Genomic DNA, 25,255 nt, shown 5'->3' with positions numbered 1-25,255 from the left:
AATACCGCCAGCGCTTTGACGGTATTTTGATCATATTGGATGTAATTTTTACTTCTTCTTTTTGCCCTTCGCATCTTTCTCGGTTGCTGCAATGAGCCCTCCATCGTAAGTATAGAGCACGTTGTCTTCCAGACGTTCGCCTTCCAGAACCTTGCGCACCAGCGCTTTGGCCGATTTGGGGGTAATCTCCTTATACCATACGCCTTCCGGATAGGAAATCACTACGCAGGCATCCGAGCATCTTCCGTTGCAGCGGGTAACCGTCGTATGAATCTGCCGTTCCGCGCCCTGCTTCTCGATCTCATCCTCTATTGCATCAGCAACCTCTTCACCCTTATGCTTTCTGCAGCTGCTCCCATTGCAGATCAGCAGATGGCTTACTGTTCCTTGCAAATTCCAGGTCGTCATGGAAACTCCCACCTCTTTCTGAACAATAATACCTTTACATGAATTCTCCTAAACTCTACCGATTGCCCGGACAATCGTCAATAGGGGGAAAGGCTGCTATAATACAAATGAGAATGATTATCAAACATCAAAGGAGTGATTCTATCCATGCCTCTCCGGCAACCTGGCGATTCCCGCCCTCATCCCCATCATTTCTACTTCCCGGTACGCGTTGAAAATCTAGCCGGATTAGCCGCAAGCATTGCTCCCGGACCCGGATCCTCCGGACACTTGTCTGTTATTGTAACCGGAGGCAGCGGAACTATCGATATTCAAAACGAACGCCTTAGCCTCTCCGGCGGCAGCATGCTGTGCTGCAGCACACAGCCCGGTGTTTCTCTGAGCCCGCAGCATCAGTTGCAGGGGGTATGGATTGAATACTCTACATTTCCGCTGCTGAGCAATCAGACAAATCCCCTGAACGACAGGCACCCGTTGGCGAATTGCTCGACTAAGGTTTGCACACTCGCAGCCCGCCTGCTGAGAGTCTGGGAGGGGAGCGAAATTCAGTCCCCTTTCACCGTACAGCAGTTATTCACCGAATTGCTGACTGAGCTTCATGGCGAAATCAGAGAGAACAGCCAGTCCCCGGCGCATTGGCTTGACCGCGTGCTGGAATATATAGAAGCACATTATTCCGAGGATATCACAAGAAGTCAGATGGCCGAACGTGCAGGAGTTAGCCCGGAACACTTCTCGCGGGTCTTCCGCAAAGCTACCGGACAAACCTTCAACGAATATGTAACCCTGCACCGCATCCGCAGAGCCCAGAAGCGGATGCTGACAGGTGCTCCGAATTTGTCTCAGCTCGCGCTGGAGGTCGGCTATGTTGAAGGGACCTATTTAAGCCGGAAATTTAAGCAGGTCGTTGGTATTTCTCCTGCAGCCTACCACCGTAAGAATAAAAGAATTGTGGCCCTCAATTTCAACCATACCGCAAGCCTGCGGGCTCTGGAGATTACGCCACAGCTCGGAGTGTATTCCGGGTGGATGGAACGTCATGAGACGGTTCCTTCTGCGCTTAAGCTTCAGCTGGAAGGCAGCAGCGCGGCCATGCTCTATAACAGGGTTGCCGCTGTACGCCCGGATGTCATCATCAGCTATGACCTCCCCGGAGAGAGCAAGCAGCTGCTGCCGGTAGCTCCAGTGATAGAGCTGCCTTACATGCAAATGGACTGGCGCGAGCAGTTTCGGATGATCGCCGGGATTGCAGGCCGGCAGCCACAGGCCGAAGCCTGGTTGAGACATTATGATCAGCTGTGTTACGAAGCTAACCTGCAATTGGACCGGCTGCTTGGCGCACGGGGCACAGCCGTCATTTGGGAGTTCGGCACGAGCAGCGCATACTGCTTCAGCAGCAGTTATGGCCATGGTTGCCAGATTTTATATGGCGATCTCGGCTTTCAGCCGCCCGGTGTCTTGATGGAGCACGGGCTGATGAACCGTGGTTATCTGGAAATACCGGCTGAGCAAATAGCCGATTATCCGGCAGATCATATCTTCTTCACCAGCAGCGCTTCAACCGCTGAGGGCCAGCGGCGCTTCGAGACCCTGCTGCGCTCCGCCCGCTGGCAGGAGCTTGACGCAGCCCGCAGCGGGCATGTCTATCTCCTCGATCAGCCGGACATGTTCTATGGGTTTGATCCCCTCTCTTCATTGGCTCAGCTAAAGACGCTGATGAGAACAATAAGATCACAAATTTCCATAGGACAAGATCACATTAAGCCATAGTGTTCATTGGCTGAAGTCTGTAAAGTGTAATTGAGAATGATAATCGTTCTACATAAGGAGGCCTATAAGTTGATTAACCAGCAACATAACAGCAACTCCAGGAAGCGCTGGCTCGTCTACCCGCTGCTCTTGACCCTGACTCTTCTGGTCTCAGCCTGTGGCAGCAACCAGAGCACTGGCTCTGCAACTAATTCAGGAAGTGCTGCCGAAGCTCCGGCACCTTCACAGCAGCCTGCAGAAACAACTGCACCGGCATCGTTCAAAACAGTGACAACTGTAAGCGGCGATATTGAAATCCCCGTTCAGCCGAAGCGGATCGTTGCCGAGGAATATCTGGGCAGCCTGATTGCACTGGACACCATTCCCGTCGGCGCTCCTGGCCTGACGCTGCAAAATATGTACTACAAGGAATCCCTTACAGGTGTGGCGGATACCGGAACCTACGGAAAAATGTCGCCCGAGAAAATCATCGCGCTGGATCCGGACCTGATTATCTCCGGCAATGCCGACAGCTATGAGGCTTTAAGCCAAATCGCGCCAACGGTCATTGTACCTTACGGGGATCTAAAAGATGCTCATCAGGAACTGACTTATTTCGGTGAGCTGCTGGGCAAAGAACAGCAAGCAAAGGATTGGCTGGCCGAATACGACAAACATATCGCAGCTGCTAAGGCTAAGGTAGATGCAGCCATTCCTGCAGATGCAACCTTCAGTATCCTGGAGCATTCAGAAAAAACCACCTGGGTCTACGGGGACAATTTCGGACGGGGCGGACAGCCGATCTATCAGGCGCTGGGCCGCAAGCCTCCAACCGAAGTCGCCGCCGAAATCATGGAGAAGCAGTGGGCGGAATTATCGTCAGAGGTGCTTAACAAGTACGCAGGGGATTATCTCATCGTGACCGATAATAACTACACCGTTCAGGACTTCAAAGATGATCCTATTTGGGGCAATCTCCCTGCAGTAAAAAACGATCATCTCTATGTCTGGAAAGAGGAACGTTCGTGGTATTATGACCCCATTGCCGTATTGTCCCAGACTGAGGAATTGGCGGACTGGCTGACTAAAGGACAATAAGCACAAGCCGGAGATTAGCCTTGATTGGCTGGTCTGCCGGTTTTTTTATGGCCAGCTTCCGCAGCCCGGAGTATACAGGAGGCAGTCTGATTAACCGCACCCAGAAATGGAGATAATACCTCTAGTCTACAGTTCCCGAAAGAGCAATACTTTTCAAGCACTTGCCGCCAAGGAGGACAACCGGATGAAGGTTCTATGGATCTATTTTCTGCTAGCTTTTTTAACATTTTCGCTGTTGGTAATTGTCGATCTGTTGTCAGGCACCAGCCTCGCGATGTCGATGCATTCCTTTTATAACGTATTTGCAACCACTGCCCTGCAGGAAGCATTCATCATGGTTGTATTTGCCGCTCTGCCCATTGTTGCCGCAATCGCCGGCTTTATCAAACGGAACAGAGCTCCGCAGAAATAATAATTTACCGGTACAGTCCGAATCTGCGCCGCAGCCTGTTCACAAGAAACAGCACAATCGGGATGACAGCACACAGAAAGGGCAGAATATTTTTGAGAAAAACGCTGCCTTCTTTCATATGAACAGGGTAATTCTCCGCACTGACAAACGAAGTGAACAATACCACAACCCCTACCGGGATGACCAGCCTGCGCGTATCCTTAACCTTAAATAAATCCGCCGCAATCATGACAGCCGCATAGCAATAAATCGACATTTTGAAAAACACGCCAATAATCAGGGTCAGGATGACAAAAGCATCCAGGCGTTGAATAAAGTTGGCCACATTGACAAGCGTAATGGTCGTAAACATCGGAAAGGTTGTGCGGCTGTAAATGTCTGTTCCAAGCACCGACATCTCAACAGCATGCGTGAAGCTGAGCAGAAATCCGCTTAAAAGAATAGCGGCGATTCCTGTCTTCCTGACCTTCCGCGTTTTGTTGAGATGAGGAAGTATCGTCGTGAAGCAGACAAGTTCGCCAAAAGGGAAAATCCATATGCTCGGGTAAGCGGAGCGCAGTGCTTCCATCCATTCCCCGGCATGAATCGGAAACAGATTCTTGAACTTAGTCAGCCCTGCCGCAATGACTACAAAGTTGCAGAGCAAACCCATAAGGATGGTGATAAAAAAGTAGATCTCTGACGTTCTTGCGAACACCTCGATCCCCTTGTATAGAATATACATTACGGCGATTACCATAATTGAATTAATGATAAACACAGGCGTCCTGTCGTATGAAGCCGAGATGAGGAGGTCTCCTGCTTCCCGCAGATTCCGGGAGCCGTTATAGAGCAGTATGGGAAGAAACAGCAAACTCAGCGGCCAGCCGATCCATTTGCCGAGAATTTGTTGTGTGTATCCGCTGATAATCATATTGGGAAATTGAAGATACAAATCGACGTAAATCCAATATAAGAGAATCCCCCCGGGCAGAGCCATCAGGATCGACAGCCAGACGGCATGTCCGCTTTCCAGCCCAATGGGTACCACAATCGCCGTCCCCAGTTCAAACAGTACCATCATGGAGAATAATTGAATCGGCCCGATAGCTTCTTTTCTCATGAATCTGCTCACCCATTCATTCTTTTTCTGGAGCCATGTAAGGCTTCAACCTCATCCCGGTGCTGCGGATATAAGCTTCAACCTGAATATCCAATTCTCCTCGTGCAAAGGCGGTGCTCCATTCCTTCCCTAACTTATCCCAGATCGCCGGATCGGTACGCTTCAGTTCATTGCCAAAACCAAAGATGTCGGTTTGAGACGCTTGCGCGGTTCGTACAGCCAGTTCTACTTCCTCCTTGGTTTTCTCCTCCAGTTCAGCTTCCAGCTTCACAATTTCTTCCTTGAGGCTCAAATCCACGTAGCTTCCCGTTTCATTTATAATGCCTTCCTCACGAATATGCAGATGAAAGACCGGTATACCGTTCCTGACTTCAACCTTGGCAGTGGTCTTCGAGTAGAACACATTGACGGCAATATCCTCATCTTTATTAGCAGAGGCGATGTCAATATTAGTTTCTATGACTTTATTAAGCACCCATTGAGTGCCCCTCGCCGCAGGCCCGTCCATCCAATAAATCAGCTTATCGTCTTTAAAGACACCCAGTCCGCTCATTATTGTTCCTGCCTTCGTTTCTGATTGTTCGAGGCTGGATTTCTTCATCCCATCGGACGGATCCCCTATAAGGCGCAGACCGTTAATCGTCAAATCCCCTTCCCCCGTGATCCCGTTAATGATCTCGAATACATTCATGTTCCGGTTCTCTCCGTATACTCTGGAGGTATTTTGCATCTTTTTGACCACCCCCATGGAGGGCAGACTTTCCAGCGTCGTCAAAATCTTGAGTACAGATGCGGCATCTGAATTTCTGGAAATCAGCACCGGCGAGTTCAGGCGAAGTTCATGTGATCGTTCAAAAATATCGAACAAGCCTTCAATTCCGCTTCTGGCCAGCGATTCACCCACAACAACGAGCTGAGAATGGGCAAAAAACAGCTGACGCGTCGCCCGCTTGGAGGCTTTGCGCAATGCCCCGAATACTGTCCGGTCGCTTGCAGAAATGACAGTAACCGCAGGCATTCCGTTCCCGGACCCCATACTTGTAGACGAAGCCGACGGATTAACCACCTGAAAGGTAACCCGGAATTCCCCGTTGTTTGCCGTTAGATCAATTCCGATACCGCTCACAATGGCAAGGTCATTTAATTCTCTGCTGTTCCAGCATCCTGTGAGGATCAGAGATAGGATCAACCAAACCGTCAGCAGAACCGGCATTTTAGTTCTCATTGTTATTTCCCTGCCGGTTCTGACCGGTCTGGCCGGATTCAGTACTACTGCGGTTGATCAAACGTTTACGGGTCTTCATGAAATGCAAAGGTGTCCGTAATATGACGTCCTTCTGATCACCCGGCGCAAACGGAGCGATTGGGGAGAGATAAGGAACACCCAGGGAACGCAAGGAGCACATATGGGCAACCAGCATCAGGCTGATAATGGCTATGCCGTAAAGACCTATAAAAGCAGCAATAAACATGATAACAAAGCGGAGTACGCGTATGGACAACGCCATATTAAAGGAAGGCGTGGCAAAGCTGGAGATCCCCGTTAATGAAACCACAATAACCATGGCGGGAGACACAATCCCGGCCTGCACGGCCGCCTGTCCCAGAACCAGACCCCCAATAATCGAGACGGTTTGACCGATGGGAGAAGGCATCCGAATGCCGGCTTCGCGGATGATCTCAAAGGTAACCTCCATCATCAGCGCCTCAACGAACGTGGGAAAGGGCACGCCTTCCCGCTGGGACGCCAGATTAATCAGCAGGGGTGTGGGGATCATCTCCTGATGAAAATTCAGTGCTGCAACAAAAACGGCTGGACCAAATAAGGAAATCACCAGGCAGAGTAATCTCAGTAAACGGATTAATGTCGATATATCATACCGCTGATAGTAATCCTCAACTGTATGAAAAAACATAAGAAAGGTTGTAGGCGCGATCAGCACAAAAGGAGTCCCGTCCACAAACAAAGCTATTCTGCCTTCCAGCAGATTTCCGGCCACGCTGTCCGGCCGTTCTGTATTGTACATCGTCGGAAAAGGAGAGAACCTGTTCTCTTCAATCATTTGCTCAATATATCCTGATTCCAGAATAGAATCTACGTGGATCGCCTGAAGCTTCTTCCTGAATTCCTGCAGTGTCTCTTCCGGGGCTAGTCCGTGAATATACATCATGGTGACATCGGTTTTAGTTACAGCCCCAAGGGTCATTGTCTCGATCCATAGATCAGGGCTCTTGATTCTTCTGCGCACAAGGGCAATGTTCGTACCAAGAGATTCCGTAAAGCTCTCCTTGGAGCCGCGGATGGCTACCTGGGTTGCGGCTTCCGTGACAGCTCTGCTTTCACCGCCGCTTGTACTTAGGCTGATGGCATCCTTCAGACCATGGAACAGCAATACCGTGTCTCCCGACATGAGGGCTTCCAGAAGACTGTTCAGATCCTTAATGAGCTTTTCTTTGCCGATAGTGAGCGCCTTTTCTTGCACATAGGCGAACAAGTCCAAGATTGTCTGTTCATCAGACGTCTTTTCGCTTAGAATTCCAAACGAAAAGGCATGGGTTATGAACTCTTCTACCCTTTCCTTGTCGATGATGCCGCTGATGTATACTGCAGCCATCTGGTTGGCATTATCTGTTGTTTCGTACTCGCGTATAATCAGATCCGGGCTGTTTCCAAGTCTGGACCTTATCACTTTAACGTTATCCTCTAGGCTTAAGGAGAGCGGGGGGCTTGAAGTGCTGCCTTCATGCGCCCCGGCGGGCTTGGGTTCTGGGTTGCGTTTAGCCATCTTCGGCACCTCCTGCCTGTTACTATTCGCTTGCCACTCTCTTTTTATGCAGGTTATGGAATGTGTGAGATGCTGCATGAAGCTTTACAGCCGCTGATCCTTCATTCTTCATTACTGAATTTATCCATGCGGAAACAGAAAAAGCTGCCCCGCCGTAGATTCTTCTACTTTGGGACAGCCATATTTATCAATCATTATGTTATATGCTAGTGTTCATCACTTACGCCAAGCGCCTTGTTCTTTTCCTTGAAGCGGTCATTATGCGAGGAGACATAGGCTGCTTTGGGTGCATCGGGATCCATATACAGCTTGGCACTGTTCAAAGCCAGAACGGCATCGGTAAAGGTGCCGGCAATCAGGCGGACCTTGCTGCTGTAATCTACAAAATCGCCTGCGGCGAAGATACCGGGCAGATTCGTCTCCAGCCGCCCGCTGACATTGGCGCACCAGTCGCCCATATCGAGGCCCCATTCCTTGAGTGGCCCGAAATCGCTTTTTAAACCATGGTTCACAATTACCGCGTCCACCGCAAACTGCTCTGTTTCCCCGGATTCAATATGGGTGATCGTCACCTGGTCGATCGTCTCTCCATTGCTGCTGTGCAGCTGGCTTACCGCAAACGGCACGCGTACTTCTACGGAGGAAGCCTTCATCCGCGCGATATTCTTCTCATGTCCGCCGAACTGCTCTCTGCGGTGCACAATAGTTACGCTGGCTGCAATACCTTCAAGCTCGTTGGCCCAGTCTACTGCCGAGTCGCCACCGCCGGAGATCAGCACCGCTTTGCCGCGGAACGGCTCCAGCTCTTGCACTGTATAATGCAGATTCGTAACCTCGTAGCGGTCCGCCCCTTCAATTTCCAGCTTCGCCATCTGCAGAATACCATAGCCGATCGCCAGAATGATCGTACGCGTCCAATGCTGTTCGCCTGTATTCGAAGTCAGAATATAGGTTCCGTCCTCCTGCCGCTCCTGAGCAATAATCTGCTGCCCCAGAACAATGGTCGGATCGAAAGTCCGGGCCTGCTCCTCCAGCTGTTTAATCAATTGGCCGCAGAGGATCGGGGTCACTCCACCCACATCCCAGATCATTTTCTCGGGATAAATGAGCATTCTCCCCCCAAGCTCTTCCTTGGCTTCAATCAGCTTTGTCTTCAAATCTCTCATGCCGCTATAAAATGCTGTATACATACCTGCGGGTCCCCCGCCAATGATCGTTACATCGTATAATTCCAGTTGATTGCTCATTTATTTCCCTCCGTATATGTTTTTGGCTTGAGTATTTTTGGTCTCTATCAAGACTTCGTCCGGGCCAGCAAATAGAGAAAATAAGGGGCACCTATAACAGCAACCACGATACCTGTAGGAATCTCCGAGGGCTGCAATATCCAGCGGCCGATCGTATCGGCGGTGATAACCAGCAGGGAACCTAGCAGCGCGGAAGCCGGAAGCATCAGCTGATGCTTCGGACCCACCAGACGTCTGGCTAAATGCGGGCCGACCAGGCCGACAAAACCGATCCCGCCGCTGACAGCGACACTAGAAGCTGCGAGTCCGACTGCGGCTGCGAGCAGCTTGAACTGCTCTCTGGTAACAGCGGCTCCAAGGCCGGTGGCTGTCTGCTCGCCCAGATTAAGTACATTCATTACCCGGGCTTTGTAGATCACATAGGGCAGCAGAATCACAATCCAGGGGAGCAGGGAAAGCACAAATTTCCAGCTGGTCCCCCAGATGCTGCCCGCCAGCCAGGTAGCGACAAATTGATACTTATCAGGATCAAGACGCAGCGTCAGCACAATCATAGCTGCGCTGATTCCGGCTGCAACTGCTACGCCGGTCAGAAGCAGGCGGATCGGAGATATCCCCTGATACCGCTTATACGCAAGCATATAAATCAAGGCCGCAGTCAGCCCCGCTCCGACAAAAGCAACCAGCGGCAGCAGGTATACCGGTGCAGCAGTCGTCGACGGATAAAAAGAAACCATCAGCATAACCATCAGACCGGCTCCGGCGTTGATGCCGAGAATGCCGGGATCGGCCAGATCATTGCGGAAAACGCCTTGCATGACCGCTCCGGAAACGGCAAGTCCCGCTCCGATCAGAACGGAGATCACGATGCGCGGCAGACGGAAGTCGAACAGGATCAGCTCCTGCTTGTCCGTACCTTTGCCGAGCAATGTGTTCAGCAGTTCCATAGGAGTAAGTCGTATGTATCCTGTATTCACACTGATAATAAACACGAGTACGATTAATGCGAATATCACAGCCAGAACGGTCAGTCCGCGTCTGCGTCTGGTAGATTCATAGGATAAAGCTGTTGTTCTCTGCATGGCTACAGCTCCCTTCTTTCTTTGCGGGCCAAATACAGAAAGAAAGGCACACCGATTAACGCAATGATAGCGCCCAGGGGCACTTCTTGCGGCGGATTGATCATTCTGGCGGTCAGATCGGCAAATACAGCCAGCAGACTGCCCAGAATAGCGGAACAAGGGATAATCCACCTATAATCCACCCCTACAAGATAACGCGTCAGATGGGGAATGATCAGTCCAATAAAGCCCACTGCTCCGACTACTGCTACCGAGGAGCCGGCAAGAATCAGCACGATTAATGCACCGGCCAATTTGACCAGACCCGTCCGTTGCCCTAGGCCTCTGGCGATATCCTCACCCAGGCTGAGCATAGAGATGGAACGGGATAAAATGAGGGCTCCTATAATCGCCCCGCCGATCCAGGGAAACATAATTTTGAGCTGAATCCACTTCGTACCGGCTACGCCTCCTGCATACCAGAAAGCCAGATCTTGTCCAATCTGAAAATATAAAGCTACGCCTTCGCTGAGCGCAGAGAGCAGCGCACTGAAGGCCGCTCCGGCCAGTACCAGGCGGGCAGGTGTAAGGCCGCCCTTGGCCATGGACCCGATACCATACACAATTGCCGCCCCGGCCCCGGCTCCGACAAATGCATATAAAATCAGATACATGAACGGTAAATTCGGCAAGAATGCAAAGCAGAGTGCAAGCGCAAACCCCGCTCCAGAGTTTATGCCCATCAGTCCGGAATCCGCGAGCGGGTTGCGGGTCATCCCCTGCATAATCGCTCCTGCCACCGCAAAGCTGGCACCTACCATGGCCCCGCCGAGCACGCGCGGCAGCCGCAGCTCGCGGATAATTTGATGATCCGTAATATCCGGATTGAAGTGAAACACAGCGGTCCACACTACAGAAAAGTTAATGTCTTTGGCTCCGAACGAGACCGAAAGCGCAATGCCTAGTGCTAATGCAATCAGACCGCCGACCAATATCAGCGTTGCTGCCCATGGGCGTGAACGGAACTTCACCGGATCTCTCCCCTGGATTAGCCCTTTGCTGGCCGTTGCCTGTTGATTCATTAAAGTCACCTGTTTTCTATGAAATTGATTCTCATTATCATTGTAATATTGTAAATGAAAATGGCGTTGTTTGGCAATGGACAAATGAAAGCACACCGCTCAAAAACCTCTAATCTCCGTTAAAATGACAAGTTTTGGCCCTAAATAACACAAAATCCCCGTTATCTCTCCTTGATAATAGGACGGATAACGGAGATTTCCTGTACCTTGGGACTAGTCATTTTGCAGCGTGCCGCCAAATATTTTGCGGATGTATCCCTGCATTTTGCCGATATGAGGCACAAAAGTGCTTTTGTCATACACATAATTAGCCTGGGTCACAAGCTGTGAATAAATCAGGAATAAAATGGCCGCCAGCTCCCTGTCAATCTGCCTTTCGTGCTCAATCAACACATAAACCTCTTCCAGAACGGCATACAGCCGCATAAATCCGGCCTCATTAATAATTTTTCTGCGTAAAGGTACAATGATATCGGTTGCAAGAGCGTCTATCTGCATAATGGTTGCACTCATCTTCCCGTCCATACACCAATCCCTCCTGCTGCAGTTGAATGGAGACAGCTCTTATACAATCCTATGTTTCACAGGCTCTTTGCATGCCTTAGGAAATATCTGTGTCCAGTATTGCAATATTCTAGTAATATAATATAATCTTCTGGAAATATGAGCAGCTAAGTATATGAACCATTGATCAATCCTATAGGGAGTGAATATGATGAACTCAAGAACTTATGGACGTACAGGTAAACCCGTATCCGAAATCGGCTTCGGCGGATGGCAGCTGGGCAACAGACAGGATTGGGAAGCCATGGAGGAGGATGCGGCGGTGCGCCTGGTGCATGAAGCTTTGGAGAGAGGGATGAACTTTTTTGATACCGCTCCCAATTATGGACTTGGCAAAAGCGAAGAGCTGCTTGGGAAGGCTCTAGCCGGCAAACGCAGGAATGCTGTCATCAATACGAAATTCGGACATCAGGCGGACGGCAGCTCGAATTATGGCGCGGATCAAATCAGGGCCTCGGTTGAAGTCAGCTTGCAGCGGCTGCAAACTGACTATGTCGATTCCGTGCTGATCCATAATCCGCCTTTTGACATGCTGGATGGGAAACACGGACATTATGATGAACTGGAGAAATTAAAATCCGAGGGTAAAATCCTCACCTACGGCGTTTCTGTCGATTCCATCCCGGAAATGCTGGAAGTTATCGAGCATACGAACATCGGTGTGCTGGAAGTGATGTTTAATATCTTTTATCAGGAGACTGCCGAAGCGTTCAAGCGTGCCCAGGATAACAATATCGCCATTATTGTCAAGGTCCCACTCGACTCCGGCTGGCTGTCCGGCAAATATAACAGCCAGAGCAGCTTCGAAGGTGTGCGCAGCCGCTGGTCGCCGGAAGTGATCCGTAAGCGTGCAACACTTCTGGAGCAAATCAAATTCATAACCAATGAAGAAACGACGATGACGATGGCCGCTCTGAGATTCATCCTGGCCTATCCTGAAGTCACAACCGTCATCCCCGGTGTACGGAACAGTGCCCAACTGATTGAGAATATATCGGCCAGCGCAGCAGCGATGCCTGAAGCTCACGTCAAGAAGCTTCAGGATCTCTGGATAACGGAGATTAGAGACCAGAAGCTGGGTTGGTAATCACAAAGAAGACCTTGAGGGCATCCCTCAGGTCTTCTTTGTCAATCTGCAAGCGGCTACAACTTTATAGGACTGGCCCGCGCCCATTTCTGCATCCCTGAGGAGCTTACAATTCAGACCGGACCAAACTGCCGGAGGAGCTGTCCCAGCGCCATGGAACGGTGTGACCCTCCAGATGCAGCCCGCCGTACCATTCGTCTAGGCCTTGAACCTCTACCCGGTCTGCTAACCCGTCAAGTATCCGCTCACCAAGCTCGGTGATGGCAACCCGGCGGCCCCAAAATTCCGCAATCTGCCGGAAATCCGTATTTCCCTCTGCTCCCTCTATAGTCAGCAGAGGCTGCGGGTTATACACCAGAGTGTGCAGATAACGGCCAAAATCAAGATCACCCATGCCGAGCCGGTGCAGCTTGTCGGAAACCAGAGGGAACAGTTCCATCGGTGTAAGCGCGCCATGGCGGACAGCCTGAAGCGTAGTCTCTTCTACGATGCCCAGGCCGTTATGAACCGAAGGAAGCCTTGAGAGATGGGCTTTGAATGCTTCATAGGCAAAGGGCAGCGCAGATGCCGAAAGTTCTCCCCTTCTCTCCTCCAGCAGAGCAGCCATCGTTCCAGGATCGGGAGACGCATAGGCTCGCCAAAGATCGCTGCCCAGTTCCATTTCTTTGCGCCCGATGCCCTGCCAGGTTCCAGACAATGTTCCAAGCTGCGCCGGAGTCAGCTGGCCAAGACCGTGAAACAGCTCAATCCCCGGAAATTCACCAATGCAGAGCAGGCTCAGCTTCGTACTGCCAAGCTTCTGTCCCTTGAACCAGTGCAGCAGATAAGCAAGCATGCTCTGGTCGAACAGGTCATGCTCAAACCACAGTACTACTTCATCATAACGTTTGAATTCGCGAAGCTTCGCCTCCTGTGCCTCGCAGCCTGCTATATACTCTGTAGAAGGAATGCCTAATGTCTTCTCCAGAACCCCGGCCCGCTGTATCCGTTCACTGGAGCCTGCCGGGTTCACGAATATCGGACCGGCGGAATAGATTTCCCGCCAGACCAGCACCTCGCCCCGGACAATTCCCTGCTTCAGCATTTCACCCACACTGTCTCCGTTCACAATATGCAGCATATTTCTGCCTCCTTCATATAGATAGTTGAACATGGAGGCGAGATCGGCAACGGGAAGAGCTCCCTTCAGCTTGCGCCGCCCATCATACAGCCGCTTCTTTAGCGCCGAAACCGGAATCCCCAGATAATCAGAGATCTCCTGAAGGGAATAACCATAATAATAAAACAGCTGCATGGGCACCCGCAGCTTCGCAGACAACGCCGCAACCGTTCTCTGCAGCAGCTGTTCCCCTTCTCTGCGCTCGGCAATTTCCGCAACGCCCGGCGACTTTTCCGAGAGGTGCAGGGCATCATCAAGAGGCAGCAATATATGTCGTTTACGTCTCAGACTCCGCTGGCACTGCCTTACGACAATCGTCTTGAACCATCCCGGAAACGCAGCCGGCTCCTGCAGCTTTCCTAGATTCAAATAAGCTTCAATATACGCTTCCTGCACAACATCTTCAGCAAGATGTACATCTTTCAGCATGTCGTAAGCTACAGCATAAGCCATACCGCGAAAATGCCGCATTAACTGCCCGAACGCCTCTGAATTCTCTTGTTGTGCCTCTTCAACCCATTGCCGCATCACTTTCGATCCTCTTTTCACATGTTCTTAACTATAGGTGCCATCTTCAGGAAGAAAGGTTACAACGATCTTGGTGCAGGGGCTAAAACAACCTCACTACTCACTTAATCTACTAAAAATGAGCATATTCATTAAGACAACCACACACTCCGAATTCAGCGTCACACATAAGATGATGTAGACCGAAGGGGGTGATTTGAAATGGTAAAAACTCTTTTGGATTATAATGCTACTGTAATAACACCAATTACAGGAGGGATTTCTACATTGATCCCAATTTCTCCTGCGGGCGTGCAGATTGCAGGAGTAGCGGTGTTTATTGATCCCGCAAATCCTGCCCATTTTCCGAACAAGGTGGAATTGAAAGCTACCATTGGTATCGATGTTCCCAATCTCGGTGATTTCCCGAATATTCTGATCCGCATTTGGCGTGCAGGTGTTGAAATTTTCTATGCGCTGGCAGAATATGAAGAAGACTTTAACGATGATGGGATCATAAGCCTGCATATGGTGGATATCAATGTTCCTGCCGGAACACAAAATTATCAGCTGATTGTCGAAAATCAGGATAATAACTCCACAGCATTTGTTGTCGGTCCTGTTGTTTTTAGCGCGATGGCGATCGGTGGCTAATGGAATCCTCAATTTTCTAAATCATATTATACGCTAACCTATCATCAATGATTAGCAGGTTTACAGTCCAAGGCAAAAAGCTTCCTCTTGTGGGAAGCTTTTTGTGCTGAAGCGATACGCTTGTCAAACTTGCTTAGATTTAACACTTTTGAACTCTACCGCCTTTTCTGTGCCTTCCAGAGTTTGAATAGCCTGGGTGAGCTGATGAAGCGAAGCATCCAGTTTATCCAGCTTCTCTCCTACCGTTTCCAGTACATAACGAATCAGAATAAAGCAGAGTGTGACCGGAAAGCCCACATTAGTAATCAAGCTGACAACATCTGCAATGTCCATAAATCTCCCCTCCCTTCCTAAACCGACGTTTTACTTGAAGGGAAATTTCGGGCTTTGTTTTACAACCGATTCCATTAAATTGGAAAACGTGTATAATATATAGGAACACACGTTCCTTTTTTGGTTGTTATTTCCCTCTTAAAAGTTCCCTATATACATAAACGTTAAATAGTAGAAAGGGGAGTGTTGGTGTGCAGCAGAGTGAATATAACCGCTATAAAACCGAAATATACCGTATTGGCTGGAGGCTGCAATATCGGGCAAAGAAGATCAAGCGACAAGAGAACAGCTACGATGACAAGCTTGCCGTCCCTTCATTCACAGAATCTTCAGATAACAAAATCGCTGCGGAACAGCTGATCAGTATGCTGTCCCCATACGAGCGATCCATTTTGCAAAAAATCTATTTGGAAGGTTTGACGGAAGCTGAAGTCGCTCGCCAACTCAACATCAGTCAACAGGGGGTGCACAAATGGAAAAGGAAGCTGATTCAGCGCCTATCCCAGATCGCGAATTTTTAAATTTGCTGAACGAGGTCAGAAACAAAGACCCTGAAGCCACGCTTCAACTGATTGAGCTGTACAAGCCGGTCATTCTCCGGCTAAGTCAATTTATACATTTGCCGGCGGAAGATGTGACCTCCGAAATTATCGTTGAGTTTCTGGAATTAATCCATAGCGAAAAGCAAGTTTAATACGCTTGGAATACGTTTACTAGATTATTCAACTGCACCATGCTCCTCACGAGCAGATTGCTGCAAGGAAGGCCGTATTACGATTCATTTGGATCCATTCAGACATAAAGTTGCGTTCTCCGTCATGTTACGAGGAACGCAGCTTTATTTTTGTTCTGTGTTATCCTAACTCACCTGCCGAAAAGATGGATAGTTATTAAAGACTCTAAACATAATATAGAGGATTCTAATAAGGAGGGAATATAAAAATGTCAGATAAAAGGTTATCGATTGCAGCCTTAGGTGGTGTTCATGAAATTGGTAAGAACATGTATTTCCTGCAATACGCCGATGACATCCTTGTTATCGATTGCGGCTCTAAATTCCCGGATGAGAGTCTGCTTGGCATTGACCTTATCATTCCAGATGTTACTTATTTATTGAATAATGTCGACAAGTTAAGAGCACTGATTGTAACTCATGGGCATGAGGACCACATCGGAGGGATTCCCTACCTGCTCAAACAATTAAATATCCCCATCTATGCCTCCCGTCTGACACTGGGGTTAATTGAGAACAAGCTTAAGGAACATCGTCTGCTCCGCCAAACCAGCCTGCATTGCATTGATGCCGAGTCGAGCCTCACCTTCGGTTCCATTACGACAACCTTTTTTAGTACCAACCACAGCATTCCTGATTGTCTCGGGGTCGTCTTTGATACTCCTGAAGGAACGGTTGTCCATACGGGCGACTTCAAGTTCGATATGACGCCTGTCAATAAACAATATCCGGACATACATAAAATGGCCGACATCGGCAAAAACGGTGTTAAAATTCTGCTCTCCGAGAGTACGAATGCCGAACGCCCTGGATTCACGCCGTCTGAGCAGCTTGTAGGCGCCCATATGGAAGAAGCTTTTCAAAAAGCGGACCGCAGAATATTTGTCTCCACCTTCGCCTCCAATGTGCACCGTCTGCAGCAAATTGTAGATGCTTCTATCCTTACCGGACGTAAGCTCACCTTACTTGGCCGGAGTATGGTAAATGTGGTCTCCGTATCCCAGGAACTGGGTTATTTGAACATCCCGGACGGGATGCTGGTAGAACCTGCGGAAGCTGCGAAGCTTCCTCCAGAACAGATAGCAGTTCTTTGCACAGGTAGTCAAGGGGAGCCCATGGCAGCATTGTCCCGTTTGGCCAACTCCAGCCATAGGCTGATGGAAATTGGAGCCGGGGATACCGTTCTTCTCGCTGCCAATCCGATCCCGGGCAATGAACGTAATGTATCCAGGATTGTTGATAATCTGTATATGCTCGGCGCAAGGGTCATCTACGGATCAAAGAGTGAGCTTCATGTATCCGGGCATGGCAGCCAGGAGGAATTGAAGCTGATGCTTACCCTAATGAAGCCTGAATACTTTATTCCGATTCATGGAGAATACCGCATGCTTCATCATCATAGCCTCTTGGCAGAAGCAGTCGGAGTTAAGGAGGACAACATATTTATCTTGAAAAACGGTGAAGTCGTTGAAACCCTGGAAGGGGTTGTCCGTCAATCGGGACGGGTTCCCGCCGGGCAAATATTTGTGGATGGCCTGGGAGTCGGCGACATCGGCAATGTGGTCTTGCGGGACCGCCGCCAATTGTCTGCGGATGGTGTGTTAATCACTGTCATTACCCTTAGCCAAACGGATGGCCGGATGCTGAGCGCCCCTGACACGATATCCCGAGGCTTCATTTATGTACGGAATTCAGACAATCTAATGGAAGAGATCAATCAGTTTATCGCAGCAACCCTGGAGAAAATGAGCAAAGGGGATCTGGGCCAATGGAATATTATGAAGCAGACGCTTAAAGATGCCTTGAGCAAATATCTGTACGACAAAACAAAACGCCGTCCGATGATTCTTCCGATCATTATTGAAGTGTAGTTATGATCACACAGTCATGTGAAAGCTTCAATAGTTCAGGATATAACGAAGGCCCGCGCTCTTTGCGGGCCTTCGTTTTGGTTGTCCTATAAACAACATTATAAGAATAAGCTAAATATAAAGGGGGAGGTCCTGATTAATGTATTTATAGGTTATATTTTTCTTGGGTTGTCACTTTCGGCTCCTATCGGCCCGATTAATGCCGCGCAGCTGGACAAGGGGATTCGCGGAGGCTTCTGGCACGCCTGGGTTGTCGGTCTAGGGGCGATCAGTGCAGATATCATTTATATGCTGCTGGTTTATTTTGGCGTTATCCATTTGCTTGAGGCTCCTTTTGTGAAAGCCTTCTTATGGTTATTCGGTTTCTTTGTTCTGGTCTATACAGGTGTGGAGAGCATCAAAAATGCAGGCGTAATCTCCGCAGCTGAAATGAGAGGAAGCGAAACTTCCCTGTCAAAGTCCTATCTGTCCGGGTTTCTGATGTCTTTATTTAATCCGCTCTCGATTCTGTTCTGGCTCGGGATTTACGGATCCATTCTTGCTAAAGCAGCCAATGAATATCCAATGCAGCAGTTATTAATGTACAGTGGAGCTATCGTAATGGGGATTCTTGTTTGGGATGTATCCATGGCCGCAGCCTCCAGCATCTTTCGCAGAGTGATGACCGCACGGGTCTTAAAGGGGATTTCCGTCTTGTCCGGCCTGTCGCTGGTTGGTTTTGGTTTTTATTTTGGCGTACAGGCTGTTCAGCTGCTGTTCTTCTACTAAAGTTTACTCTTCCGCAGCCTGATGCCTGTAATGCGAAACTTAGGATTGCTGCCTCGCATGGCTTCGTGTTCATTCGATAGTTTATCTTCATGAGCGTTGGTGCCAGCGGAACTGGCTGCTTGTTTCTTCTGAACCCGCTGGACGATCCAATCACTGAGCGCGATCAGCGATAGAATCAGCAGACTGATGTAGAAGCCTGGACGGCTGAGTGCATGAAACAGAGTGCCCGCTGCCGCTGCCCCGATCAGCAGCAACCCGATCCAGCGTTTTACCCCGCTTAACTTGCTTGGCTGTAGCAGCCTGCCTGACGATAACAGGATAAAAGCCCAATTGTACAAGATCATTAGCCCCGCAGCTGTCGTGATATATTCATACACCTTCCCCGGCAACCACAGCGCCATCACGATGGCACCAACTAAACCGGCAGCAATCAGACACAAGGCAAAGAACGGATACTTATCCTTCCATTTCTTTGCAAATAGCCGGGGAGCGTCCCCTTCCTGCGCAAGCGTGATCATCATCGAAGTTATCGCATAAAGCGAGGCAGTCATTGTGGAAAAACCGGCAATAATCAATACTCCGTTAAACAGATGAGGCACAAAAGCAAGATGATCACTGCTGAGCGCCAGCACAAAGGGACTTTCCTTCGGATTAAAGGCGCTTAAGGGAACCATCGTTACGGCAAGCCCAATAGACAAGACGTATACTGTAGTCAATGCCAGCAGCATCACCTTACCTGCTTTCGGTGCCTCTTCGGGTTTTTGGAGCCGGTTGGACATAATGCCGAGTACCTCAATGCCGCCATAGGCATAGAAAGCAAAAATAAAGGCCGACCATAAGCCTATCCCCCCGGCAGGAAACAATGCAGGATAACTGAGCGGGAGTTTAGGGGCATACTTCCCACCCCCTATCCAGCCTGCCAGAAGAGCAGCCGCAATCACCAGGAACATCAGAATTGCCGCTATCTTGATGACAGCCAGCACATTCTCCACCCGGTCAAACCCCTTATTGCCAAAGAAAACAATGCACAAGCTCACGACGCCAAACCCGGCTGCAAAAATCCACATCGGTACGGCCGGAAACCAGAAGCGTGAGAATATAGACAAAGCCGTCAATTGGCTCCCCATAATCAGCAGCTCCGAGAACCAATATACCCAGCCGCTGCCAAACCCGGCCCAGGTTCCGAACGCTTTTTTGGCATAGGATCGAAAAGAGCCCTGCTCCGGGTGTTCTGCCGTCATTTGAGACAAGGCATCAAAGACTACATAGGTTCCAACAGCTGCAAGGATGTAGGCAAACAGCACCGCTGGTCCGCCGATGGAGATCGCCAGTCCCGAGCCCAAAAAATACCCTGTACCAATGGTGCCCGCAACTCCCAGCAAACTCAGCTGCCACCATTTCAATTTTTTGTCTTCTTCGGTATTACCGGAAGCTTGGTTCATGAATTTCGTCCTCATCACTTTGGGAATTAGAGAGTTCTCTCCATTCTCTAGATTCCCCTATGTGCTGAATTTCATGAACTCCATTTTTTATTCCGCTCAGCCCTTTGGCATAAAGCCAATAACCTCATTGCCTCCTTTATTATTGTGCGCTGATGGTATCTACAATAGACATCTCGCGGATGCGTTTTACTGGGCCTCGTACAGCTAAGACAACGGAGAAAAGGACGATTGCTATTATGATGGAAATTTCTGCAAATGGAATACTCCATTGTTCACCCCAGTGAAAGGTTACCAGCCTTGCGTACAGAAACTTATTCAGCATTAACCCGACAACGCTGCCGCAGATACTTCCTGTGATTGCATAGGTTGAAGCCTCAGCAATAATCATTTTTATTAGCTGCCGATTACTTAGACCGATGGCACGAAATGCGCCATATTGTTTCATGCGAGACGAAACGCTCATTGCAAGACTGTTTACGATATTGAATATGGTAATCAAAGCAATCAAAGCCATAAACCCATAGATAAACAATCCAAAGGAGTAATAAGTGCCTATTACGCTGCGATTGCCTGAGCGTTCATCAGAGAAGATAACCTCTGTACCAACTAATTTATGAATTTCATCGATATCAGCTTCCGTCGCGTTCTTAGACAACTGCAAGTCTATAATCGTATAACCCGTTTGGCCGGTCAGCTGCCGAAAAGCGTTCTCAGAACAGATAATCGTTCCAACATCAGGGGCATTGTTAAAAGGACTGGAAGAAAGCGAGCCCACAATTTTTATATTCGCAGAATGATTTTCTGTGTGTAACGTCACCGTATCTCCAACTTTCACGGTATTCTGCTGTTCAAAAACAATCAGTCCGGTATTGTTCTCGTTTTGAACGGTATCCAAAGAACCCTCCAGCAAATAGTCCTTTGCCCACTCAAATTGGTTCTTTTCATAAGAAATCAGATCAACCTTTTTTTCTTCCCCGTTCACCGTAACTGGCACGTCATAGGCAAACATTCGTCCGTATGCTCGTTTGATCGCCGGATTTTTCTGGAATTTTTCTAACAAGGTGTTGCTGATCGAACCGGTATTGTCAGTGCTGATAATAGATAAATCCGGTGTCCACGGCTTCAACGGTGTAAGTGTATGGTGCATAAAGTCAATCGTGACTGAAAAGGCGAGAAAAAGAATGATACTCAGGGAAAAGGAACCTGCCATCAAAACAAAATTCTTTTTGCTTGCTTTTGCATGATGGAAACCAAGGGCGGTATCAATTTTAATAAATGTAGTATTAGCGGCTTTGCGCACAGGCTGTAAAGAATTTGCATTCCCTGATACAGCTGCTAACGGGGAAACGCTGGCTGCTCTTTTTGCTGGGGAACGAGCAGCCAGAAGAACCGTCAGGATGCCTACACAGATACCGGCCACGATACTTGGTAAGCTTATGCCAAAGGCTGGCATCTCGGCAAAATATTCAGGACTGAGAAAACGAAGTAAGGCGCACAAGATCCAAATGACAACGGCTCCTGTTGAAATGCCAAGCGGAATTGCGAATTTACACCAGCCGAGGGCTTCCTTGCGGACGAATCGCATCACCTGCTTTGGTGTCGCACCGATACAGCGCATCATTCCAAAAAATTCTGTACGCTGTGCGACATTGCTGTTGAGACTGCTTGCAATCATCATAATGCCTGCCAGTAAAACTAATAAAAACAGAACAGCAGCGGAGCTATAGATTTGCATCATAAAAGAATTCCCGCTTTGACCAAGTAAGCCCAGCAGTTTCGTGTTTTCCGAAACCTGTTCGTCTGAAAGTCCAAACTGAGACTTCATATCGGCAATCGTATTGCGTATATTGCTATGAGTAGAAAACTGCACACAAAATACACTGTTATAATCGGCTGGTTTACCATTCGTGACTCCGGGATACAGGGAACGAAACGCCTTGGTAGTCAAGCTAACCGCATAGGAATCTTCTTTCATTGTTTTAGATGCATTTTTTATAAAGCCGGAGATCATAAATCTATAACTTGCTCCATCAGGCGCATTGACTGAAATGGCATCTCCGATTTGCAATCCAAGCATCGTCTTTGCATTTTCTGTTATCATGGCCTCATTGTCCTTTTGGGGAAATGTTCCATCCTGAATTTCATCCGTTTGCATTTCTGTTACAAAGCTTTCTTCGCTTCCAAAAACGACCACGTTTTTTCCCGATACAGTATAGCCCTGATCTCCCCTGAAGTTGAGGACACCATACCAAGAAGATGCAGTTACTTCCGGCCGTGCAGAAATTAGGTTTGCTTGTTCTTCGTTTATGTTTCGAACCATTACATGCCAATTACCGTCCTCTATACGGGCCTGCATAATTTGGCTGCGTATAAACATATCAGCCATACCGAAAATAGCTGTAACTAAAAACACCGCTAAAACAATGCAGAATACAGACATTCTGTTCTGTCTTTTATGGACTTTGGCTGAGATGGGAACAAGGTCAAGATAACTTTTCATTCTCTTTCCCTCCCAGATCCGTCAGCACACCATCTGAAACACGCAGTACACGGTCTACTGAATTAGTCAGATTATTGTTATGTGTAATCATTAGAATTGTTTGTTGGTAGTGGCGTGATGCCTTAACCAGTAAATCAATCACATCCTGACTGTTTTTGCTGTCCAGATTTCCGGTGGGTTCATCAGCAAGAATCAATTTAGGTCTTGTAATCAGCGCCCGTCCAATTGCAACACGCTGCTGCTGTCCGCCGGATAATTGGCTTGGCAAGTGATGACGGCGCTCTTTCAGTCCTAAAACTTCTAAAATCTCATTCACTGCCGATTGCTCCGGCTTGCGGTAATCCAGAAGAATCGGAAACATAATATTTTGCTCCACAGTCAATTCTGCAACAAGCTGAAAAGACTGAAACACAAAGCCGATATTGCGCCGCCTGAAAATGGTGCGCTGTTCCTCTTTCATCAAAAACAAATCTTTGCCATCCATATAGATATTTCCTGAGGTAGGAGTATCCAAGGCTCCGATACAATTTAACAATGTACTTTTACCTGATCCGGATTCACCGACTACAGCCGCAAACTCTCCCTGCTCCAATGTAAAGGAAACATCCTTTAAGGCATTCACATGATTTTCACCTTTGCCGTAGGTTTTAGATATATGCTGTACTTTTAAAATTTCCATATTTCAAGTACCTCCTTTCCTGAAAAGAATAACAGGCTCACCTTACAATCGGGTGAATAACAGCTTACGATTCCGTAAGGAAAGAAAGGATAAAAGTAGTTCCCTCATGCAAAGTGCTTTGAACAGAGATAATGCCGCCCTGTCCCTCAACAATGGATTTTGTCAGTGACAACCCTAATCCAACTCCCTGCGTGTCCAAAGATTTCTTACTGCGGTAAAAGCGCTTGAAGATATGATGTAAATCCTCCGGAGGAATTCCCGAACCATTATCGGATATCAATATGCGGAGCATGGCAGGGGTTCGGTTCCAAGAAATATGGATTTCTCCTCCAGAATCCGTATGATCCAAAGCGTTTTTCACGATATTCGCAATCGCTTCGCTCGTCCATTGCTTATCACAAATGATCGTTTCTTCCGAGGATTCGTCTATAATAATTTCTTTTCCCTCACTGGATGCCCGTGTTGTTAATTCACCGATAGCCTGTAAAACCAATTCTGATATACGACAGCTTTCCTTTTCAAAGACAATGCTGCCGGCGTCTAAGCGGGTAATTTTCAGCATGGCTTGAATAAGCTGTTGCATACGCCTTAGCGCCAACCCTGTCTTTTCAGAATACTCTATGACAGTTTTAATATGATCGGGTTCATCGGAAATGATTTCGTGATACATGGTAAGAGCGGCAAGTGGTGTTTTCAGCTGATGCGATATATCTGAAATTGTATTTTTCAAAAACTTTTTTGCTTTCTGCCCAGCTTCATTTTTCGACTGTAATCTCGTAGCAAGTTGGTCTAAAGAAGCAAAGAGACGGTAGAGCGTCCCCTCACTCATTTGAGGCATGCGGCAAGAAAAATCCCCCTCAGTAAAGCGGGTAATCACCTTTGCCGCTCGCTGATAAAGCTGCTCCCTTTTCCATAAGAAAATAAATGTCCCACCAAAAAGCAATATAGATAGAAACGCTCCTACAGGCAGCATGAAATACCCTGATATCCGCTGAAACTCAGCAATAAAGGGTAAAAATCTTATAGAGGTATGTTCTGTTATACCAATACTAACAAGCAAAGCCGTTCCCTCTTGGCTACTGACGGTATTTGTAACTGCTTTGGCAATCACATCTTTCGAAATGCCCTGTTCTAAAAGAGAAGTTACAATTGCTTTATCATGTGATAAGAATAAATTCTGTATGGCCTTTTCCTGTACTGCGATTAATCCCATGCCGGAAAGAAAAATCAGCAAAGAAAAAGAAAAAAGAAAGATAATATAATATTTTATTTGGTTGTCACGAAAAAGGTTCATACAGATACCTCGTTCCATTGATAGCCGAATCCACGAATCGTTATTAAATGCTCAGGGTGAGATGGATCAACCTCAATTTTTTCACGAAGCCGCCGTACATAAACGGAAAGCGTATTATCGTCCACAAAGTCCCCTGAACTGTCCCATAGCTCATTCAAAATATTGTTGCGAGTTGTTACCCTGTTAGCATTTCTTATTAACAAGCATATCAGACGGTATTCTACACTTGTTAAATCCAGAGTTCTTCCTTTCAACTGAACACGGTTTCCCAAAAAATCGATTGAAACATCGCCACACTCGATAACAGCATGATTATTTTGGTTTAATACGCTGGTTCGACGCAATAAAGCCCGAATTCGGGAACATAATTCACCTAGCTTAAACGGCTTTGTTACATAATCATCCCCGCCACTGTCCAGACCCCGAATGACATTCACTTCTTCATCAGAGGCGGTTAGAAATATAATAGGAATCTGATTTCCTTGTTTCCGCACTTTTTCACAAATTTCAAAGCCTGTTCCGTCCGGTAAAGTTACATCAAAAATCAATAAATCATATGTATTGATCTTGGGCAGGAGGCTTATAGTTTCTTTTTTGGTACGGACGATATCAACTTCAAAGCCGTTACGTTTTAAAGAGTACTTCAATCCATCCACTAAGCTAATATCATCTTCCAAAAGTAAAATTTTGTTATTCATTACTCCTCCTCCGGTGATTCT

At 48.1% G+C, this 25,255-nt stretch carries 24 protein-coding genes; 9 read left to right on the top strand and 15 right to left on the bottom strand.

Features of this window, described 5'->3' with window-relative positions; genetic code table 11:
- Nucleotides 1–48: 48 nt before the first annotated feature.
- Nucleotides 49–408, bottom strand: a complete 360-nt coding sequence (locus NYE29_RS21255) for a (2Fe-2S) ferredoxin domain-containing protein (RefSeq protein WP_076108964.1) — start codon at nucleotides 406–408, stop codon at nucleotides 49–51.
- Nucleotides 409–555: 147 nt separating this feature from the next.
- Between NYE29_RS21255 and NYE29_RS21250 the strand changes: the two genes are divergently transcribed.
- The 3 genes from NYE29_RS21250 (at nucleotide 556) to NYE29_RS21240 (ending at nucleotide 3,667) form a co-directional block, all read left to right on the top strand.
- The gene (locus NYE29_RS21250) at nucleotides 556–2,178 is read left to right on the top strand and encodes an AraC family transcriptional regulator (RefSeq protein WP_340897369.1); all 1,623 of its coding nucleotides are present in this window, start codon (nucleotides 556–558) and stop codon (nucleotides 2,176–2,178) included.
- A 69-nt stretch (nucleotides 2,179–2,247) separates the two neighbouring features.
- Nucleotides 2,248–3,255, top strand: a complete 1,008-nt coding sequence (locus tag NYE29_RS21245; protein ID WP_340897368.1) for an ABC transporter substrate-binding protein — start codon at nucleotides 2,248–2,250, stop codon at nucleotides 3,253–3,255.
- A gap of 184 nt (nucleotides 3,256–3,439) precedes the next feature.
- The gene (locus tag NYE29_RS21240; protein WP_340897367.1) at nucleotides 3,440–3,667 is read left to right on the top strand and encodes a hypothetical protein; all 228 of its coding nucleotides are present in this window, start codon (nucleotides 3,440–3,442) and stop codon (nucleotides 3,665–3,667) included.
- Between the two features lie 4 nt (nucleotides 3,668–3,671).
- Here NYE29_RS21240 and NYE29_RS21235 read toward each other — a convergent pair whose 3' ends face one another.
- From NYE29_RS21235 to NYE29_RS21205, 7 genes are all read right to left on the bottom strand, one after another.
- On the bottom strand, nucleotides 3,672–4,769 hold the full coding sequence (locus NYE29_RS21235) for a GerAB/ArcD/ProY family transporter (protein WP_076108960.1): 1,098 nt from the start codon (nucleotides 4,767–4,769) through the stop codon (nucleotides 3,672–3,674).
- A gap of 16 nt (nucleotides 4,770–4,785) precedes the next feature.
- Nucleotides 4,786–5,994: a Ger(x)C family spore germination protein gene (locus tag NYE29_RS21230; protein WP_340897366.1), complete on the bottom strand. Its 1,209-nt coding sequence runs from the start codon at nucleotides 5,992–5,994 to the stop codon at nucleotides 4,786–4,788.
- Nucleotides 5,984–7,555 carry a spore germination protein gene (locus NYE29_RS21225; protein WP_340897365.1) on the bottom strand — a complete coding sequence of 524 codons (1,572 nt, stop codon included), beginning with the start codon at nucleotides 7,553–7,555 and terminating at the stop codon, nucleotides 5,984–5,986. Before NYE29_RS21225 ends, NYE29_RS21230 begins: the two co-directional genes overlap by 11 nt.
- Nucleotides 7,556–7,761: 206 nt before the next feature.
- Nucleotides 7,762–8,802 (bottom strand): NAD(P)/FAD-dependent oxidoreductase, encoded by a 1,041-nt coding sequence (locus NYE29_RS21220; RefSeq protein WP_340897364.1) that lies wholly within the window; start codon nucleotides 8,800–8,802, stop codon nucleotides 7,762–7,764.
- Nucleotides 8,803–8,849: 47 nt separating this feature from the next.
- Complete coding sequence (locus tag NYE29_RS21215) at nucleotides 8,850–9,884, bottom strand: FecCD family ABC transporter permease (protein WP_340897362.1); 1,035 nt, start codon at nucleotides 9,882–9,884, stop codon at nucleotides 8,850–8,852.
- A 2-nt stretch (nucleotides 9,885–9,886) separates the two neighbouring features.
- Nucleotides 9,887–10,945 (bottom strand): FecCD family ABC transporter permease, encoded by a 1,059-nt coding sequence (locus NYE29_RS21210; protein ID WP_038600267.1) that lies wholly within the window; start codon nucleotides 10,943–10,945, stop codon nucleotides 9,887–9,889.
- A gap of 213 nt (nucleotides 10,946–11,158) precedes the next feature.
- On the bottom strand, nucleotides 11,159–11,470 hold the full coding sequence (locus NYE29_RS21205; RefSeq protein ID WP_076108955.1) for a hypothetical protein: 312 nt from the start codon (nucleotides 11,468–11,470) through the stop codon (nucleotides 11,159–11,161).
- A 190-nt stretch (nucleotides 11,471–11,660) separates the two neighbouring features.
- Here NYE29_RS21205 and NYE29_RS21200 point away from each other — a divergent pair, with 190 nt between their 5' ends.
- Entirely contained in the window at nucleotides 11,661–12,596 is a 936-nt protein-coding gene (locus NYE29_RS21200) for an aldo/keto reductase (protein ID WP_340897360.1), read from the top strand.
- A 106-nt stretch (nucleotides 12,597–12,702) separates the two neighbouring features.
- On the opposite strand, the gene NYE29_RS21195 is transcribed toward NYE29_RS21200, so the two are convergent.
- Nucleotides 12,703–14,304, bottom strand: coding sequence for a sigma-70 family RNA polymerase sigma factor (locus tag NYE29_RS21195; RefSeq protein ID WP_340897358.1), 1,602 nt, complete (start codon nucleotides 14,302–14,304; stop codon nucleotides 12,703–12,705).
- Between the two features lie 180 nt (nucleotides 14,305–14,484).
- On the opposite strand from NYE29_RS21195, the gene NYE29_RS21190 reads away from it, so the two are divergent.
- Nucleotides 14,485–14,916 carry a hypothetical protein gene (locus NYE29_RS21190; RefSeq protein ID WP_340897356.1) on the top strand — a complete coding sequence of 144 codons (432 nt, stop codon included), beginning with the start codon at nucleotides 14,485–14,487 and terminating at the stop codon, nucleotides 14,914–14,916.
- 123 nt (nucleotides 14,917–15,039) lie between these two features.
- On the opposite strand, the gene NYE29_RS21185 is transcribed toward NYE29_RS21190, so the two are convergent.
- Nucleotides 15,040–15,249 carry a hypothetical protein gene (locus tag NYE29_RS21185; protein ID WP_076108952.1) on the bottom strand — a complete coding sequence of 70 codons (210 nt, stop codon included), beginning with the start codon at nucleotides 15,247–15,249 and terminating at the stop codon, nucleotides 15,040–15,042.
- A gap of 191 nt (nucleotides 15,250–15,440) precedes the next feature.
- Between NYE29_RS21185 and NYE29_RS21180 the strand changes: the two genes are divergently transcribed.
- The 4 genes from NYE29_RS21180 to NYE29_RS21165 all read left to right on the top strand — a co-directional run bounded on the left by NYE29_RS21180 (nucleotide 15,441) and on the right by NYE29_RS21165 (nucleotide 18,621).
- On the top strand, nucleotides 15,441–15,770 hold the full coding sequence (locus NYE29_RS21180; RefSeq protein WP_038594678.1) for an RNA polymerase sigma factor: 330 nt from the start codon (nucleotides 15,441–15,443) through the stop codon (nucleotides 15,768–15,770).
- On the top strand, nucleotides 15,722–15,943 hold the full coding sequence (locus tag NYE29_RS21175) for a hypothetical protein (protein WP_076108951.1): 222 nt from the start codon (nucleotides 15,722–15,724) through the stop codon (nucleotides 15,941–15,943). Before NYE29_RS21180 ends, NYE29_RS21175 begins: the two co-directional genes overlap by 49 nt.
- A gap of 242 nt (nucleotides 15,944–16,185) precedes the next feature.
- Nucleotides 16,186–17,853 carry a ribonuclease J gene (locus NYE29_RS21170; protein WP_445322213.1) on the top strand — a complete coding sequence of 556 codons (1,668 nt, stop codon included), beginning with the start codon at nucleotides 16,186–16,188 and terminating at the stop codon, nucleotides 17,851–17,853.
- A 135-nt stretch (nucleotides 17,854–17,988) separates the two neighbouring features.
- Nucleotides 17,989–18,621 (top strand): LysE family transporter, encoded by a 633-nt coding sequence (locus tag NYE29_RS21165; RefSeq protein WP_340899768.1) that lies wholly within the window; start codon nucleotides 17,989–17,991, stop codon nucleotides 18,619–18,621.
- Here the strand turns inward: NYE29_RS21165 and NYE29_RS21160 are convergent.
- The 5 genes from NYE29_RS21160 to NYE29_RS21140 all read right to left on the bottom strand — a co-directional run bounded on the left by NYE29_RS21160 (nucleotide 18,618) and on the right by NYE29_RS21140 (nucleotide 25,234).
- The gene (locus NYE29_RS21160; protein WP_340897352.1) at nucleotides 18,618–20,063 is read right to left on the bottom strand and encodes an amino acid permease; all 1,446 of its coding nucleotides are present in this window, start codon (nucleotides 20,061–20,063) and stop codon (nucleotides 18,618–18,620) included. The genes NYE29_RS21165 and NYE29_RS21160 overlap by 4 nt on opposite strands.
- 139 nt (nucleotides 20,064–20,202) lie before the next feature.
- Nucleotides 20,203–22,563, bottom strand: a complete 2,361-nt coding sequence (locus NYE29_RS21155; protein WP_340897351.1) for an ABC transporter permease — start codon at nucleotides 22,561–22,563, stop codon at nucleotides 20,203–20,205.
- The gene (locus NYE29_RS21150; RefSeq protein WP_340897350.1) at nucleotides 22,547–23,242 is read right to left on the bottom strand and encodes an ABC transporter ATP-binding protein; all 696 of its coding nucleotides are present in this window, start codon (nucleotides 23,240–23,242) and stop codon (nucleotides 22,547–22,549) included. Before NYE29_RS21150 ends, NYE29_RS21155 begins: the two co-directional genes overlap by 17 nt.
- 64 nt (nucleotides 23,243–23,306) lie before the next feature.
- A complete protein-coding gene (locus tag NYE29_RS21145) occupies nucleotides 23,307–24,536 on the bottom strand; it encodes a sensor histidine kinase (protein WP_340897349.1) in 1,230 nt (409 codons plus the stop codon).
- Complete coding sequence (locus NYE29_RS21140) at nucleotides 24,533–25,234, bottom strand: response regulator transcription factor (protein WP_340897348.1); 702 nt, start codon at nucleotides 25,232–25,234, stop codon at nucleotides 24,533–24,535. The genes NYE29_RS21145 and NYE29_RS21140 overlap by 4 nt, the downstream gene beginning before the upstream one ends.
- Between the last annotated feature and the right edge of the window lie 21 nt (nucleotides 25,235–25,255).

It is taken from the genome of Paenibacillus sp. FSL M7-1046, from assembly GCF_038007405.1.
Lineage (GTDB): Bacteria > Bacillota > Bacilli > Paenibacillales > Paenibacillaceae > Paenibacillus_AQ.
Note: the sequence above shows the minus strand (reverse complement) of the source record. Positions and strands in the feature narration are given on the sequence as shown.